We start from the raw sequence: 16,700 nt of genomic DNA on the forward strand, positions 1-16,700 counted from the left end.
CGCCAGGACCGAGCACCGGTCCGCCGGGGGCGAGGTTTGCGTGACGCGTTCGCGGGGGAGGGAGCAGCTGGCCATGGGCGTACTGTGCACGAGGGCCGGTCACGGCCGCGTGCAGCGGCGCTGAACCGCAAGCGAACGCCTGCTTCGCAGCCGCGACCTTGCCGGGCTTCGCCCCTTTCCGGCAGAACGCCGGTAGGCTGTCCCGATGAAATCCCAGGACCTCACCCAGGGCCCGATCGGGCGCACCCTGTTCGTGTTCGCGCTGCCGATCCTGGGCGGCAACGTGTTGCAGTCGCTGAACGGTTCGGTGAACGCGGTGTGGGTCGGGCGCTTCCTCGGCGAAGAGGCGCTGACCGCGACGGCCAACGCAAACAACATCATGTTCTTCCTGATCGGCGCGGTGTTCGGCCTGGGCATGGCGGCAACGATCCTGGTCGGCCAGGCCACCGGCCGCCGCGACCACGCGCTGGCGAAGCGGGTGATCGGTACGGCGGCGACCTTCTTCGGCAGCGTGTCCCTGCTGGTGGCCGCCATCGGCCTGCCGCTCTCCCGCCACCTGCTGGTGTGGATGGACACCCCCGGCGCGGCGCTGCCCTACGCCGAGGCCTACCTGCGCATCATCTTCATGGCGGTGCCCTTCATCTACCTGTTCGCCTTCCTCACCGCCATCCTGCGCGGCGCCGGGGACACCCGCACGCCCTTCCTGTTCCTGCTGCTGGTCGTGCTGCTGGACATCGTGCTGAACCCGCTGCTGCTGTTCGGCATCGGGCCGTTCCCGGAAATGGGCATCGCGGGTTCGGCGACCGCGACCTTCGTCGCCAATGGCAGCAGCCTGCTGGCGATGCTGCTGTGGCTGCGTCACCGGCGGCACCCGCTGTGGATCGGCCGCGGCGAACTGGGCCTGTTCCGCCCCGACTGGACCCTGCTGCGCACCCTGGTCACCAAGGGCGTGCCGATGAGCCTGCAGATGGTGCTGATCTCGGCGGCGATGATCGCGATGATCAGCATGGTCAACACCTATGGCACGCATACCACCGCGGCCTACGGCGCGGCCCTGCAGCTGTGGACCTACGTGCAGATGCCGGCGATGGCCATCGGTGCCGCCTGTTCGACGATGGCGGCGCAGAACGTCGGCGCGGGGCGCTGGGACCGGGTCGGCGCGACCACGCGCGCAGGCGTCGGCTTCAACTTCGCGATGACCGGGGCGCTGATCGTCCCTCTGGTGCTGTTCGACCACGCGACGCTGTCGCTGTTCATGCCCGACGGCAGCCCCGCCCTGCCGATTGCCCGCCACCTCAACCACATTGCGATCGGCTCCTTCCTGTTCTTCGGCGTGACCTTCGTCGTATCCGGCGTGGTGCGCGCGACCGGCGCGGTGGTGCCGCCGCTGCTGATCCTCGGGATCGCGCTGTGGGGCATCCGCATCCCGTTCGCGAACCTGCTGCAGCCGACGCTGGGCGTCGATGCGATCTGGTGGAGTTTCCCGGCGAGCGCGGTCAGCGCGATGCTGATGTCGCTGGCCTATTACCGCTGGGGCCGCTGGCGCGAGGCGCGGATGCTGCCAGCGACGCCCGCCGAGGTCGCCGTGCCGGCCGAGGTCCACTCGCAGGTGCCGGCGCCGGTGGCGGACGAAGGCGCCCGCCTCGATCCGGACGGCGACCGTCTCACGCCCTGAGACGCCGGGCTGGCCCACTGGCCTCCTTTGGCGGAGGCGACGATGGGCCGGGCACTGGCAACGCGCGACAACCATGACCTCGAGGAAGGGCTCGATTTCAGCAGTACCGCGCCGCGGGCGCGAACGCGCGGCGACGGCGGCGCGCTGACCCGGCGACTGGCGCGCCGCTACGGCGACCGCATCACCGGCCATTTCACCCTGCCCGGTCACGAAGGCCGGTACGCGGACCTGCCGGACGACCTGCCGCCGGCGCTGGCGGCAGCCTTGCGCACGCGCGGCATCGACCGGCTGTACTCGCACCAGGCCGAGGCGTGGACGGCGGTCCGGCGCGGCGAGCATGTCGCGGTGGTGACGCCGACCGCCTCGGGCAAGTCGCTGTGCTACACGCTGCCGGTAGTGGCCTCGGCCATGCAGGCGCGCGCGCGGGGGGGGTCGTCGAAGGCGCTGTACCTGTTCCCGACCAAGGCGCTGGCGCAGGACCAGGTCGCCGACCTGCTGGAACTCAGCCGTGCCGGCGACCTTGGCCTGAAGGCCTTCACCTTCGACGGCGACACCCCCGGCGATGCCCGCCAGGCGATCCGCCTGCACGGCGACATCGTCGTCAGCAACCCGGACATGCTGCACCAGGCGATCCTGCCCCACCACACCAAGTGGGCGCAGTTCTTCGAGAACCTGCAGTACGTGGTGATCGACGAGGTCCACGGCTACCGCGGTGTGTTCGGCAGCCACGTTGCCAACGTGCTGCGCCGCCTCAAGCGCATCTGCGCGTTCTACGGCGCCTCGCCGCGCTTCATCCTGTGCTCGGCGACGATCGGCAACCCGCGCGCACACACCGAGGCCCTGGTCGAGGCACCGGTGACCGCGATCGAGGCATCCGGCGCCCCGCGCGGCGACCGCCACGTGCTGCTGTGGAATCCGCCGGTGGTGAACCCGGACCTCGGCCTGCGCGCCTCGGCGCGTTCGCAGAGCAACCGGATCGCCCGCATCGCGATCAAGGCCGGCCTGAAGACCCTGGTGTTCGCGCAGTCGCGGACCATGGTCGAGGTGCTGACCAAGTACCTGAAAGACGTGTTCGACCACGACCCGCGCAAGCGGCCGCGCATCCGTGCCTACCGCGGCGGCTACCTGCCGACCGAACGCCGTGCGGCGGAGCGCGACATGCGCGCCGGCGACGTCGACGGCATCGTCAGTACCTCGGCGCTGGAGCTGGGCGTCGACATCGGTGCGCTCGACGTGGTGGTGCTGAATGGCTACCCGGGCAGCGTCGCCGCGACTTGGCAGCGCTTCGGCCGCGCCGGCCGTCGCACGCAGCCCTCGCTGGGGGTAATGGTCGCCAGCTCGCAACCGCTGGACCAGTACGTGGTGCGGCATCCGGAGTTCTTCGGCGAGGCCCCGCCGGAGCACGCGCGGATCGCCCCCGACCAGCCGCTGCTGCTGTTCGACCACATCCGCTGCGCAGCGTTCGAGCTGCCGTTCGACGCCGGTGAACGCTTCGGGCCGATCGAACCGACGCCGTACCTGGAGGTGCTGGCCGAGACCGACGTGCTGCACCGCGAGGGCAACCGCTGGGAGTGGATCGCCGACAGCTACCCGGCGAACACGGTGTCGCTGCGCTCGGTCGCCGACGGCAACTTCGTGGTGGTCGACCGCAGCGATGGCCGCCAGTCGATCATCGCCGAGGTCGACTACTCCGCCGCCGCGCTGACGCTGTACGAAGGCGCGATCCACATGGTCCAGAGCACGCCCTACCAGGTCGAGGGGCTCGACTGGGACGGCCGCAAGGCCTACGTCACCCGCACCTTCGTCGATTACTACACCGATGCGATCGACTACACGAAGCTCAAGGTGCTTGAACGCTTCGAAGCGGAGCGTGCGGGCGAAGGCGAGGCCGGCCATGGCGAGGTGCACGTGGTGCGCCGCGTGTCCGGCTACAAGAAGATCCGCTACTACACCCACGAGAACATCGGCTATGGGCCGGTCAACCTGCCCGATCAGGAGCTGCATACCACCGCAGCCTGGTGGCAGTTGCCGCAGGCGGTGCTGCTGGCATGGTTCGGCTCGCGGCAGGAGGCACTCGACGGCTTCCTCGGCGCCGGGCATGCGCTGCACCTGGTCGCCAGCGTGGCGGTGATGGCCGATGCCCGCGACCTGCAGCAGGCCGTCGGGAACGGCGACGGCGCGTGGTTCGCCAGCGCCGATGCTCAAGGACGCGGGCGACTTCGCGGCCCGGATGGCGGCGAACATGCCCTCGACGACGAAGCCCGCTTCACCCCCACCGTCTACCTGTACGACAACTTCCCCGGCGGCGTTGGCCTCAGCGAGCCCCTGTGGAAGCGCCAGGCCGAGCTGGTGCAGCGCGCGAGCGAACTGGTGGATCGCTGCGACTGTCGCGCAGGGTGTCCGGCCTGCGTCGGCCCGGTACTCGCGGGCGATGAAGAGGCGACGAGTCCCGCCTCGCCGAAGACCGTGGCGCGCCGGGTGCTGGCCCTGCTCGGAGCGGTTGAAGCAGGGCCGTCGCTCGAGCGGGGCCACGTCCAATGCGGGACGCCGGCATGACGGCGGCCGCCCACCCCGCCTTCCGCTGCAAGCGTCAAGCCCTGAAGGCGACCGTGTGCAAGCGTCCGCGGCGTCCGCGGCGTCCGCGCCACGCGCGTCCATGAACGCGACCCTCGAGCGCCTGCGTGTTCTGCAGCGACAGTCGGGGGCCTCCGCCCTCGTCGCGCCGGCCCGCGTCCACACCGATGTGGCGCCGCCCCCCTTGGATCCGGCTCCGGTCCTCCGCCGGCTGCTGCCGCTCCGGCAACGCACCCCACCGGTACGCCCGGCCCCGGTTGACCGTGAGCTGCCGGGTGAGGAGATCGCCGAAGGCCTTCGTCTGGTCACGACCTCCGTGCCCTTTCCACCCCCGTCCTCGCCCGTGCCGTTGGCGTTCGCGGGACGCAACGATGCGATCACCCCTGCACGCCTGCTGTTCTTCGACACGGAAACCACCGGCCTGGCCGGAGGCACCGGGACGCGGGCGTTCCAGATCGGTGCGGCCGACTGGCACGCCGGACACCTGCGCGTGCGGCAACTGCTGATGACCTCCATGGCGGCCGAGCCGGCCATGCTGCGCGAGTTCGCGCGCTGGCTGGAGCCCCGGACGGTGCTGTGCAGTTACAACGGCCGCTGCTACGACGCGCCGCTGCTGAAGACCCGCTACCGCCTCGCGCGCATGGTCGAGCCGCTCGGCAAGCTCGACCATCTCGACCTGCTTTTTCCGACCCGACGCTTCCACAAGGGCCGCTGGGAGAACTGCCGGCTCGGCACCATCGAACGCCGGCTGCTCGGCATCGTGCGCGAAGACGACCTGCCCGGATCGCAGGCACCGGCGGCCTGGCTCTCGTACCTGCGCGGTGGCGCGGCGGCCGACCTGCGGCGGGTCTGCGCCCACAACCACCAGGATGTCGTGACGCTCGCACGCCTGCTGCTGTCGCTCGCCAGCAGCGCCGACGACAACGCCGTCGCGTTACCGGGCCTTCATGCCGCGGAGACCCCGGAGGTGTAGGCTGCCCGCAACATCGAACCCAAGGAACACGCCATGCGCCCGATGTTTCCCCTTGTGCTGTGTGCGACCGGCCTGTTGTCCGCCTGCGCCACCACCGCGCCGACCCCACCCCCGCAAGCCGCCGCCTGCAATGCACAGGGCGCGCACTGGGCCGTCGGCCACGCACCGGATGCGGCGACCGTGGATCGGATCGTCTCCGATACCGGCAGCCGCAGTTCCCGTGTCCTCGCGCCGACCTCGCCCGCCACGGCGGACTACCGGCCGGACCGCGTGAGCATCATGGTCAACGAACGCGGCGCGATCACCGGCATCAAGTGCGGCTGACCCCGATCCGCACCCACGGCCGTTCAATCCCGTGCCGGGTTGCCGCGACGTGGATCGATGCGGATCGATGCGTCCTCGCGCCCCCCGCACCTGACCCCTCCTGAGGACCTGTCGATGACGCCCCGCCTGCTCACCGTCCCGTTCGCCGCGATGTTCCTGTCTGCCACTGCCTGCGCGCCCGCCGCGCCGCCCACCACCTCGCGCCAGGCCCCACCGATGTCCGATCCGATGCCTGCCATGGAAATGAAGTGCAACCCCGAGGCCGCGAAAGCCGAACTGCTCGGTCAACCGGCGAATGAAGCCAACCTCGAACGCGCCCGCGCCGCCAGCGGCGCCGAACACGTCCGCGTGATCAAGCCGGACATGATGGTCACGCTGGAGTTCAATCCCAGCCGCCTCAATGTCGACGTCGACGAAGCGGGCAACATCACCAATCTGCGCTGCGGCTGAGTGACCGCATGGCCCGGCGTCCGCGCACGGGCGCGGTCGTTCCGGCAGGGTTGAACGGTCAACCGCGTGGGGCGCGCTTCATGAATCGGAGCAAGGCGCCCTCCCACTGCCGGTCGCCCCGCGCGCCGCGCGCGCCGGCCCGCATCGCAACGCGGTGCACGCGGCCGTCCCGCCACCCGGCAAGCACCTCCGGCGCGATGTAGGCGCGCCGGCAGACCGCAGGCGTATTGCCCAGCAGGGCGGCGACCTCTTCCACGACCGCGTTCTCCGCCGCCTTCACTGCGCGCTCGGACGGAGGCCGCCCATCGCGGCCTTCCGGCAGGGGCGTGGTCGCCAGCCGCTGGAACGCGGCGAGTGTGGCGCCCCATGTCCGGAAGTCCTTGGCGGTGAACGGGTTGCCCATGGCCTCGTGCAGCCAGGCGTTGACGTCGCCCGAGTCGACCGGCACCAGTTCCCCGTCGTCGTCGCGATACTGGAACAGCCACTGACCCGGCAACTGCTGGATGGCGCGGATGTGGCGCGCCAGCCGCGCATCGTCGACCGCGGCGCGCTGGGCCTGGCCCGACTTGCCACGGAAACGGAACTGCACGCGGCCGCCCCGCAGGAAGTCGACATGCCGGTTGCGCAGGGTGGTCAGGCCGAAAGATCCGTTCTCACGCAGGTAGCCCGCGTTGCCGACGCGCAGCAGGGTCCTCGCCATCACCGCCACCACCACGGCCAGCACCTTGTCGCGGGGCCATCCGGCCTGGCCGAGGGACGCCCGCACGCGCCGGCGCAGGCGGGGCAGCGCTTCACCAAAGGCGATGACATGGTCGAACTTGTCCGCATCCCGCACCCGCCGCCACTCCGGGTGGTACCGGTACTGCTTGCGCCCCCGCGCATCGCGCCCGGTGGCCTGCAGGTGACCGTTGCCATGGCGGCAGATCCAGACGTCCTCGTAGGCCGGGGGAATCGCCAAAGCCTGGAAGCGCTCCCGCAGGGCGCGATCCCGCACCACCCGCCCGTCGGCGTCCACGTAGCTGGATCCCGCACCGCAACGCCGCCGCCGATACCCCGGGTCGCTGTCGCTGACGTAGCGCAGGCCGGCGTCCCGCAGCAGACGGCTCACGGCGGCAGGGGGTGGCGTGGAAGCGGACATCCACGCTGAATAGACGATCGCGGATCAAGACCGTGGCAAGGCCGCGCCTGCACGGACCCGTGACGCCCCCGACCGGACACTGGCGGCCCGATCCGCCTGGAGCCGCGATGCGCCCCGTCCTGCCGCGCCTGGCCTGCATCCTCGCCTGCCTGGCCGTTGCGGGCGCCTGCACACCCCTCCCGGCGGACCCCGAGCACACCCTCGAGCGGGTGCGGGGCGGGGTGATGCGCGTCGGCGTCGTCGACGATCCGCCCTTGATCCACGCCGGCGCGGACGGATCGCCCACCGGCAGGGAAATCCAGGCGCTGCAGATGCTGGCCCGGGAGCTTCAGGCCCGCATCGAATGGCATCCCGGCACCCATGACCGGCTGATGGAGGGCCTCGACGCGTTCCGCCTGGACCTGGTCGTGGGGGGAACCGAAGTCGACAGCCCGTGGCAGGATCACGTCGCACTCAGCCAGGCGTACCGGGTCAGCGCGCCCGACGGGATGCCCGTCATGCGCGTGGTGGGCCTGCCTCCGGGCGAGAACGGCTGGCGGCGCGAGGTGGAACGTTTCATGGCACGCGATGCCGTGCGCCACGTGCTGCAGGCCGACGCGCCGCGGCCATGATCCCGCGTCCCCACCGGCCGCTGCCGACGGCCCAACAGGCCTTGATGCGCCGGGCCGAGCGCCTGGCCTGGGTGACGCTGGCGATGCTCGCGGCCACCTCGGTGCTCATGTATGTCGTGATGGGCGAATCGCAGGCGATGAAGACCGCATGGACGGAGGATCTCGTCAGCATGGTGCCGCCGCTGGCATTCCTGGTCGCCGCGCGGTTCGCGCGCCGACCGCCCGATGCGACCTACGCCAATGGCCGCTCACGCGCGTTCGACATCGCCTTCCTCGCCTCGGCGGTGGCGCTGTCCGGGATCGGCCTGTGGCTGGTGGTGGATGCCCTGTATGCGCTCGGAACCCGCGAACACCCCAGCATCGGCAGCGTGCAGGTCGGTGGCGAAACCCTCTGGCTGGGCTGGGTGATGATGGCGGCGCTGGCGCTCAGCGCGCTCCCGCCCGTACTCCTGGGACGCCTGAAGCTCAGGCTCGCGCGTGAGCTGCACCTCAAGCCGCTGCACACCGATGCGGACATGAACAAAGCGGACTGGATGACCGCGCTGGCCGGCGTGGCGGGCCTGTTCGGGATCGCACTGGGCTGGTGGTGGGCCGATGCCGTCGCCGCGCTCGTGATCGCCGGCGACGTGCTCCACGATGGCCTGCGCAACCTGCTGCATGCCTTCCGCGACCTCCATGACGCCCGACCCGAGACCGTCGAACGGGGTGAGCCCGATCCCATCGTCGCGCAGGTGCGTGAGCGGGTGGCCGCGCTGGACTGGGTGGCGCGCTGTGAGCTTCGCCTCCACGAAGAAGGCCTGCGCCTGTGCGGCACGCTGCTCATCGTCGCGCGCGATGGTCGCGCCGATCCGGTGCGGCTGGCCCAGGCCTGCCGGGAAGCGCGCCTCGTCGACTGGCGCATCGACGAAGTGACCGCCACCCTGGTCGACGACACGACCCTCCAGGCGCGGCGCGCCTAGTCGTCGTCGCTGAAGTCGACTTCGATCTTGTCGTCGCTGTCGCTGTCCCAGCGCATGCCCTGCTCGCGCTGGCACCGCGACGGCACCGGTTCGCCAGTGCGCTCCGTGCCCATGCCGGCGCACTCCGGGCGTGCATCCACAGCGGCGTTGGTGTCGTAGTACTCGCCGGTTGCGCAGGCCGCGAGACCCGCCAGCAGGACGGCGGTGGCGATGGCGCGTAACGAAGGGGGAAGACGGTGCATGCGGCGGCTCCTGGATGCGTGCGCACACCACGCTACGCGCGTGGCGGCGCGCGCGCCACCGCCACCGCCACCGCCACCGCCACCGCCACCCGTCATGGTCCGGCGGCGCCCTCGGCGGGCGACACCGGTGCCGGTTCGATGGCAGCCCGGGCTACGCCATGCGGTGCTTTTCGCCAGGCAATCACGACCGCCAGGGCCAGCAGTACGCCCGCGATCAACCATGGCGCACCCGGCAGGTGGACCGGCGTGGCCTCATCGATCGCCCAGGCGAAGCTGAAGGTGAACAGGCCCGGGCCGAGGATCCCGGCCAGCGCCACCAGGCTCATCAGCGCGCCCTGGATGCGCCCCTGCACTTCCGCGCCGACCTCGCGCGTGATCAGCGCCTGGGTCGACGGGGCCGCCAGCGCCCACAACGCACTGACCGGGATGCCCAGCAGCCATACCCAACCGCTGTCGCTGAAGCCGTACACCATGAAACCGACCACGCCGCAGGACAGGCCCAGGAGCAGGGTGCGACGCTCGCCCAGCCATCTGACGACACGGCCGACCAGCACCGCGTTCACGATGATGCTGCATACGCCGACCGCGGCCAGGATCCAGCCGACCTCGCGCGGACCCCAGTCGAACCGGTAATCGGCGAACAGCACGAACACGCTCGGATAGACGTAGTGCGCGAGGTTGGCGAGGAACACCACGGTCGCCAGGCCCAGCACCTGCGGATAGCGGCGCAGCAGCACCAGCGAACCGACCGGATTGGCATGGGCGAAGTCGAAACGGGGGCTGCGCTTCTCCGGCGGCAGCGATTCCGGCAACACGAACCAGCCGTAGGCGAAGTTCAGCATCGCCAGCGCGGCGGCGAACCAGAACGGCGCACGCAGGTGGGTCTCGCCCAGCCAGCCCCCGATCAGCGGACCGACCACGAAGCCGATACCGAAGGCCGCGCCGAGCAGGCCGTAGCTCTTCGCGCGCTGGTCGGCGGGCACGACGTCGGCGATGTACGCGTTGGCGGTGGTGAAGCTGGCCGAGGTGACGCCGGCGATGATGCGGCCGAGGAACAGCAGCGGCAGCGTATGCGCAACCGCCATGAACACGAAATCCAGCGCCAGGCCCAGGCAGGACAGCAGGATCACCGGCCGCCGGCCGAAGCGGTCCGACAACGCGCCCTGGATCGGCGAGCACACGAACTGGATGGCCGCGAACACCACGCCGAAGATGCCGACCCAGACCGCCGCATTCGCGGTATCGCCGCCGACGAACTGTTTGATCAGCTGTGGCAGCACCGGAATGATCAGGCCGAACGCCAACACGTCCATCAGCACGACCAGGAAGATGAACACCAGCGCGGCGCGGCGCGGCGTAATGGGCGTGGACTCGGTCACGGCATCGACGCGGGCAAAGGGGGCCGCAGTCTAGCGCAGGGGGCCGTGGCGCCCCCGCCCACCCTCGTCCATGGGTCGCACCCCATGCGCGGCGTTCCCCTGTCGTCGCAAAACAGTTTCATATTCAACTATTTACGTGCACCCCGTTTATTTGCCGCAGCGCACAATCTGTGCTTTATTCGGAGGACCCTTGGTCCAAGGCCGGCCGGATCGCGCGAGCGAACCGCGCTGCCGTGTCCCCCGCGCCCGGAACGGCGACGGGGCCGCCCGGCAACGGAAGCCGGCCGCATGACCATCCGGCACCTGCACTGCGGAGCACGCCATGGATCCTGCGCAACATCCGGCTCGACCCACGCCAGCCACCGGCCTGTACGACCCGCGCGACGAGCGCGATGCGTGCGGTTTTGGCCTGATCGCCCAGCTCGACGATGTCCCGAGCGCGGCGCTGGTGAAACGGGCGCTCGAAGCCTTGTCGCGCATGACCCACCGCGGCGGCATCGCCGCTGACGGCCTGTCCGGCGATGGCTGCGGCCTGCTGCTGCGCCGTCCGGATGCCTTCCTGCGGGCGCTCGCCAGCGAGGCGGGCATCGCCCTGGGCCAGCGCTACGCCGCCGGCCTGGTGTTCCTGCCCCATGACGAAGCCGCCGCGGCCAAGGCGCGCGAGACCTTTTCGATCGCCCTGCGCGAGGTGAAACTCGCCGTCGGCGGCTGGCGTGTGGTGCCGGTCGACACCTCGGTCTGCGGGGAGCTCGCCAAGGCCTCGCTGCCGCGCATCGAGCAGCTGTTCGTGGTGCCTGCCGTCGACATCGACGGCGAACGTCCCGACCCGGCGGCCTTCCTGCACGCGCTGTACCTGGCGCGCCGCCGCGCGGAGCAGCGCCTGCGCGCGCTCGGCGAAGCCTTCGACGACGTCTACGCGGTGACCCTGTCGTCGAGCACCATCGGCTACAAGGGCATGGTCATGCCGGAGCACCTGGCGACCTTCTACCCGGACCTGCAGCGTGCCGACCTGGCCAGCAGCGCGGTGGTGTTCCACCAGCGCTTCTCGACCAACACCACGCCACGCTGGCCGCTGGCACAGCCGTTCCGCATGCTCGCGCACAACGGCGAGATCAACACCATCGCCGGCAACCGCGCCTGGGCGCAGGCCCGCGCGCATGCCTGGCGCACGCCTACTTTGGACCCGCGCGAGTTCGAGCCGGTCATCAACATCAGGGGTTCGGATTCGCAGAGCCTGGACGAGATGCTGGAACTGCTCGAGGCCGGCGGCATGGACCTGCTCAAGGCCATGCGCATCCTGATCCCGCCGGCGACCCAGTCGCTGGAATACAAGGACGCCGACCTCGCCGCGTTCTACGAGTACTACGCGCTCAACACCGAGCCGTGGGACGGCCCGGCCGGCATCGTCACCTGCGACGCGCGCTTCGCCGCCTGCTCGCTGGACCGCAATGGCCTGCGTCCGGCGCGCTGGTCGCTGAGCCGCGACCGCCACTTCATGATCGCCTCCGAAGCCGGCGTGTGGGACCTGCCCGCCGCCGAGGTCGAGGCCAAGGGCAAGCTCGGCCCGGGCGAGATGATCGCGGTCGACCTGCAGGCCGGCGAGCTGCTCGACACCGACGCGATCGACCGCATCAACCGTGGCCGCGCGCCCTACAAGCGCTGGTTGAAGCAGGGCATGACCTACCTGCAGAACGAGCTGATCGACCCGAGCACCGCCGCCGAGCCGTTCGAGCCCTCCACCCTCGCGACCTTCCAGAAGCTCTACCAGCTGACCCGCGAGGAACGCGAACAGGTGCTGCGCCCGCTCGCCGAAACCGAGCAGGAAGCGACCGGCTCGATGGGTGACGACGTGCCGGTGGCCGCGATCAGCCAGCAGGTACGCCCGCTGTACGACTGTTTCCGCCAGGCGTTCGCGCAGGTGACCAACCCGCCGATGGACCCGCTGCGCGAGGACTGCGTGATGTCGCTCGCGACCCAGCTGGGCCGCGAGGGCAACATCTTCGTCGAGGGGCCGGACAACGTCCGCCATGTCCTGCTCAACTCACCGATCATGTCGCAGCGCAAGATCCGCCAGCTGCTGTCGATCGCGCCCTACGACACCGCGCACAAGCTGCTCAAGCTCGACTACGCACCCGACGAGGGCCTGCAGGCCGCGCTGCAGCGCCTGTGCGCGGAGTCCGAGGCCGCCGCGCGCGCCGGCCGCACCATGCTGATCCTCAGCGATCGCTATCCGGAGCGTGGTCGCCTGATGGTCCACGCCCTGCTGGCTACCGGCGCGGTGCACCAGCACCTGGTGCGCACCGGCCTGCGCTGCGAGGTCAACCTGATCGTCGAGACCGGCACCGCGCGCGATCCGCACCATTTCGCCTGCCTGATCGGCTTCGGCGCGACGGCGGTCTACCCGTACCTGGCCTACCAGACCCTGCACGACCTCGGCACCCGCGGCATCCTCAAGGCGCCGGACGGCGAGATCGCGCAGATCGGCCGCAGCTATCGCCGCGGCATCAAGAAGGGCCTGCTGAAGATCATCTCGAAGATGGGCATCAGCACCATCGGCAGCTACCGCGGCGCGCAGCTGTTCGAGATCATCGGCCTGGACCGCGAGGTGGTCGCACTGTGCTTCGATGGCGCCCCGGCGCGCATCGGCGGCGCCGGGTTCGCCACGCTGCAGGCGGATGCCGCGTTCCTGGCCGAGCATGCCTGGGACGACAGCGCGCTGCCGCAGATCGGCGGCCTGCTCAAGTTCAAGCCGGGCGGCGAATACCACCAGTACAACCCCGACGTGGTGATGGACCTGCAGCGCGCGGTGCTGACCGGCGAGCGCGAGGACTGGAAGCGCTACGCCGATACCGTCAACCTGCGCCCGACCGCGGCCCTGCGCGACCTGCTGGCGCTGCGCCCGGCGGCGACGCCGGTGCCGGTGGACGAGGTCGAGGGCGTCGATGCCCTGGTCCGGCGTTTCGACACCGCGGCGATCAGCCTGGGCGCGCTGTCGCCCGAGGCGCACGAAGCGCTGGCCATCGCGATGAACCGCCTGGGCGGCCGCAGCAATTCCGGCGAGGGCGGCGAGGACCCGGTGCGCTATGGCACCGAGAAGGCGTCGAAGATCAAGCAGATCGCGTCGGGACGCTTCGGCGTCACCCCGCACTACCTGGTCAATGCCGAGGTGCTGCAGATCAAGGTCGCGCAGGGCGCCAAGCCCGGCGAGGGCGGCCAGTTGCCCGGCCACAAGGTCAACGAACTGATTGCCCGCCTGCGCCACGCGACGCCGGGCATCGGCCTGATCTCGCCGCCGCCGCACCACGACATCTATTCGATCGAGGACCTCGCGCAGCTGATCTTCGACCTCAAGCAGGTCAATCCGGAGGCGCTGGTCTCGGTCAAGCTGGTCTCGCATGCCGGTGTCGGCACGATCGCCGCGGGCGTGGCGAAGGCAGGCGCCGACCTGATCACCATCTCCGGCCACGACGGCGGCACCGGCGCGAGTCCGCTGTCGTCGATCCGCTACGCCGGCACCCCCTGGGAGATCGGCTTGTCGGAGGCCCGCCAGGCGCTGGTCGCGAACAACCTGCGCGAGCGCGTGATCCTGCAGACCGACGGCGGTCTGAAGACCGGCCTCGACGTGGTCAAGGCGGCCCTGCTGGGCGCCGAGAGCTTCGGCTTCGGCACCGCACCGATGATCACCCTGGGCTGCAAGTACCTGCGCATCTGCCACCTCAACAACTGCGCCACGGGCGTGGCTACGCAGGACGAGCGCCTGCGCAGCGCGCACTTCACCGGCCTGCCGGAGCGCGTCGAGAACTTCTTCCGCCTGCTGTCGGAGGAAGTGCGCGAGCTGCTGGCAAGCCTGGGCGCACGCACCCTGGGCGAGATCGTCGGCCGTGCGGACCTGCTCGAACAGGTCGAACGCGAAGGCGCGCATGGCCGCCGACTCGACCTCGCGCCGCTGCTGGCGGTCGAAGGCCTGGCGCATGGCGGCCATTGCGGCGCGCCGCAGCCCACGCCAGCACCGGGCGGTCTGTCCGCGGAACTGGACGTTGCGCTCGCGGATGCCATCGCGCACAAGCGCGGCGGCACGTTCGAATTCGACATCCGCAACACCGACCGCAGCATCGGCACGCGCCTGTCGGGTGCCATCGCCCGGGCGCACGGCGACCACGGCATGGCCGACGCGCCGATTGCCCTGCGCTTCAACGGCACCGCGGGGCAGAGCTTCGGCGCGTTCAACGCCGGAGGCCTGAACCACGAGCTCGTCGGCGAAGGCAATGATTACGTCGGCAAGGGCATGGCCGGCGGCCGCATCGTCGTGCGCCCGCCGTCGGACGCGCGCTGGACCACCCATGAGTCGCCGATCATCGGCAACACCTGCCTGTACGGCGCCACCGGCGGCGAGCTGTATGCCGCGGGCCGCGCCGGCGAGCGCTTCGGCGTGCGCAATTCGGGCGCCGTGGCTGTGATCGAAGGTGCCGGCGACCACTGCTGCGAGTACATGACCGGCGGCGTGGTGGCGGTGCTGGGCCGGACCGGGCTGAACTTCGGCGCCGGCTTCACTGGCGGCATGGCCTACGTGCTCGACCTCGACCGCGACTTCGTGGACCGCTACAACCACGAGCTGATCGACATCGTGCGCATCGCCGGCGACGGCTTCGAGCACCACCGCTCGCACCTGCGCGACCTGCTCGAGGCGCATGCGCTGCATACCGGCAGCCTGCGCACCCGGCGCATCCTCGACGAGCTGCGCGACTACGTCGGCAAGTTCTGGCTGGTGAAGCCCAAGGCCGCCAGCCTGGCCTCGCTGGCCGATACCCTCAGGAGGGCTGCGTGATGAAGAAGCCCGCACCGAAGAAGAACGTCTTCGAGTTCCTCGACCAGCCGCGCAGGATGCCCGCGCGCATCCCGCTGGCGCTGCGCCGCGACGGCGACTGGGGCGAGCTGTACGGCGCCTTCAACGCCGACGCCGCCAAGCACCAGTCCGAGCGCTGCCTGGACTGCGGCAATCCGTACTGCTCGTGGAAGTGCCCGCTGCACAACTACATCCCGAACTGGCTGGAGCTGGCGCGCGAGGACCGCATCCACGAAGCGGCGACCCTGTGCCACGAAACCAACCCGCTGCCGGAGATCTGCGGCCGCGTCTGCCCGCAGGACCGCCTGTGCGAAGGCGCCTGCACGCTCAACGACGGCTTTGGCGCGGTCACCATCGGTGCCGTCGAGAAGTACATCGTCGACCGTGCGGTGGCTGAAGGCTGGACACCGGACCTGTCGCGGGTCACCGCGACCGGCCAGCGCGTCGCCGTGGTCGGCGCCGGGCCCGCGGGCCTGTCCTGCGCGGACCGGCTGGCGCGCGCCGGCATCCAGGCGGTGGTGTTCGACCGCTACGAGCAGATCGGCGGGCTGCTGCAGTTCGGCATCCCCAGCTTCAAGCTTGACAAGTCGGTGATCCAGACCCGCCGCGAACTGCTCGAGGGCATGGGCGTGGAGTTCAGGCTGGGCACCGAAGTCGGGCGCGACGTCGGTTTCGATACGCTGTTGGAGGAGTTCGACGCGGTGTTCCTAGGCCTGGGCAGCTACCGCTACACCGATGGCGGACTGCCCGGGCAGGACCTCAAGGGCGTGCTGCCGGCCTTGCCCTTCCTGGTGCAGAACGGCCGCGTGGTGACCGGCACCGAGCCTGGCGGCAAGCCGATCGCCGGCTGGGAGGACAGCCTCGCCCTGCCGGACCTGAAAGGCCGCCGCGTGGTCGTGCTCGGCGGTGGCGACACCGGCATGGACTGCGTGCGCAGCGCGATCCGCCTCGGCGCCGCCGAAGTGACCTGCGCTTACCGACGCGACGAAGCCAACATGCCCGGCTCGGCCCGTGAGGTCGCGAACGCGCGCGAGGAAGGCGTGCGCTTCCTGTTCAACCGCCAGCCGCTCGAGCTGGTCGGCCGCGGCGACCAGGTCACCGGCGTGCGCGTCGCCGAGACCCGACTCGGCGAGCCCGATGCCAACGGCCGGCAACGCGCCGAGATCGTGCCGGGCAGCGAATCGGTGCTTGAGGCCGACGTCGTCATCATCGCCTTCGGGTTCCGCCCCGACGCGCCCGAATGGCTGGCCCGCCACGGCATCGAGCTGGAAGCCGATGGCCGCATCCGCACGTCCGGCGAACACGGCGAGCGCCCGTACCAGACCGCCCACCCGCGTGTGTTCGCCGGTGGCGACGCCGTTCGCGGCGCCGACCTGGTGGTCACCGCCGCATTCGAAGGCCGCGAAGCCGCAGTGGGCATCTCTCGCCTGCTGCGCAGCAATGGCGGGGGGCGCAAGCTGCAGGCGGAGGATATCGCGGCGGCCTGACGGCGGCCGCGATCACGTCCGCGTCCGGTCCGCATCCGGCGACAC

Annotated in this window: 12 protein-coding genes; 9 read left to right on the plus strand and 3 right to left on the minus strand. The window is 70.6% G+C overall.

Annotated features, from left to right (window positions below; translation table 11 throughout):
* Positions 1-205 precede the first annotated feature (205 nt).
* The 5 genes from H4F99_RS14135 to H4F99_RS14155 all read left to right on the plus strand — a co-directional run bounded on the left by H4F99_RS14135 (position 206) and on the right by H4F99_RS14155 (position 5,996).
* Positions 206-1,675: an MATE family efflux transporter gene (locus tag H4F99_RS14135; protein ID WP_182670603.1), complete on the plus strand. Its 1,470-nt coding sequence runs from the start codon at positions 206-208 to the stop codon at positions 1,673-1,675.
* 42 nt (positions 1,676-1,717) lie between these two features.
* Positions 1,718-4,231, plus strand: a complete 2,514-nt coding sequence (locus H4F99_RS14140; RefSeq protein WP_182670605.1) for a DEAD/DEAH box helicase — start codon at positions 1,718-1,720, stop codon at positions 4,229-4,231.
* Between the two features lie 100 nt (positions 4,232-4,331).
* Positions 4,332-5,222 carry a ribonuclease H-like domain-containing protein gene (locus tag H4F99_RS14145; RefSeq protein ID WP_182670640.1) on the plus strand — a complete coding sequence of 297 codons (891 nt, stop codon included), beginning with the start codon at positions 4,332-4,334 and terminating at the stop codon, positions 5,220-5,222.
* A 33-nt stretch (positions 5,223-5,255) separates the two neighbouring features.
* A complete protein-coding gene (locus H4F99_RS14150; RefSeq protein WP_182670607.1) occupies positions 5,256-5,546 on the plus strand; it encodes an I78 family peptidase inhibitor in 291 nt (96 codons plus the stop codon).
* Positions 5,547-5,660: 114 nt separating this feature from the next.
* Entirely contained in the window at positions 5,661-5,996 is a 336-nt protein-coding gene (locus H4F99_RS14155) for an I78 family peptidase inhibitor (protein WP_182670609.1), read from the plus strand.
* Between the two features lie 58 nt (positions 5,997-6,054).
* Here the strand turns inward: H4F99_RS14155 and H4F99_RS14160 are convergent, their stop codons facing one another.
* A complete protein-coding gene (locus H4F99_RS14160) occupies positions 6,055-7,134 on the minus strand; it encodes a DNA topoisomerase IB (RefSeq protein ID WP_182670611.1) in 1,080 nt (359 codons plus the stop codon).
* A 107-nt stretch (positions 7,135-7,241) separates the two neighbouring features.
* Here H4F99_RS14160 and H4F99_RS14165 point away from each other — a divergent pair, with 107 nt between their 5' ends.
* Complete coding sequence (locus H4F99_RS14165; RefSeq protein WP_182670613.1) at positions 7,242-7,745, plus strand: transporter substrate-binding domain-containing protein; 504 nt, start codon at positions 7,242-7,244, stop codon at positions 7,743-7,745.
* Positions 7,742-8,704 (plus strand): cation efflux transmembrane domain-containing protein, encoded by a 963-nt coding sequence (locus tag H4F99_RS14170; RefSeq protein WP_182670615.1) that lies wholly within the window; start codon positions 7,742-7,744, stop codon positions 8,702-8,704. The genes H4F99_RS14165 and H4F99_RS14170 overlap by 4 nt, the downstream gene beginning before the upstream one ends.
* On the opposite strand, the gene H4F99_RS14175 is transcribed toward H4F99_RS14170, so the two are convergent.
* Complete coding sequence (locus tag H4F99_RS14175) at positions 8,701-8,946, minus strand: hypothetical protein (RefSeq protein WP_182670616.1); 246 nt, start codon at positions 8,944-8,946, stop codon at positions 8,701-8,703. The genes H4F99_RS14170 and H4F99_RS14175 overlap by 4 nt on opposite strands.
* 92 nt (positions 8,947-9,038) lie before the next feature.
* Positions 9,039-10,325, minus strand: a complete 1,287-nt coding sequence (locus tag H4F99_RS14180; protein WP_182670617.1) for an MFS transporter — start codon at positions 10,323-10,325, stop codon at positions 9,039-9,041.
* A 322-nt stretch (positions 10,326-10,647) separates the two neighbouring features.
* On the opposite strand from H4F99_RS14180, the gene gltB reads away from it, so the two are divergent.
* On the plus strand, positions 10,648-15,150 hold the full coding sequence (gltB, locus tag H4F99_RS14185) for a glutamate synthase large subunit (protein ID WP_182670618.1): 4,503 nt from the start codon (positions 10,648-10,650) through the stop codon (positions 15,148-15,150).
* The gene (locus H4F99_RS14190) at positions 15,150-16,655 is read left to right on the plus strand and encodes an FAD-dependent oxidoreductase (protein WP_182670619.1); all 1,506 of its coding nucleotides are present in this window, start codon (positions 15,150-15,152) and stop codon (positions 16,653-16,655) included. The genes gltB and H4F99_RS14190 overlap by 1 nt, the downstream gene beginning before the upstream one ends.
* The last annotated feature ends 45 nt before the right edge of the window (positions 16,656-16,700 follow it).

Origin of the sequence: Marilutibacter penaei (genome assembly GCF_014145395.1) — a bacterium.
Lineage (GTDB): Bacteria > Pseudomonadota > Gammaproteobacteria > Xanthomonadales > Xanthomonadaceae > Marilutibacter > Marilutibacter penaei.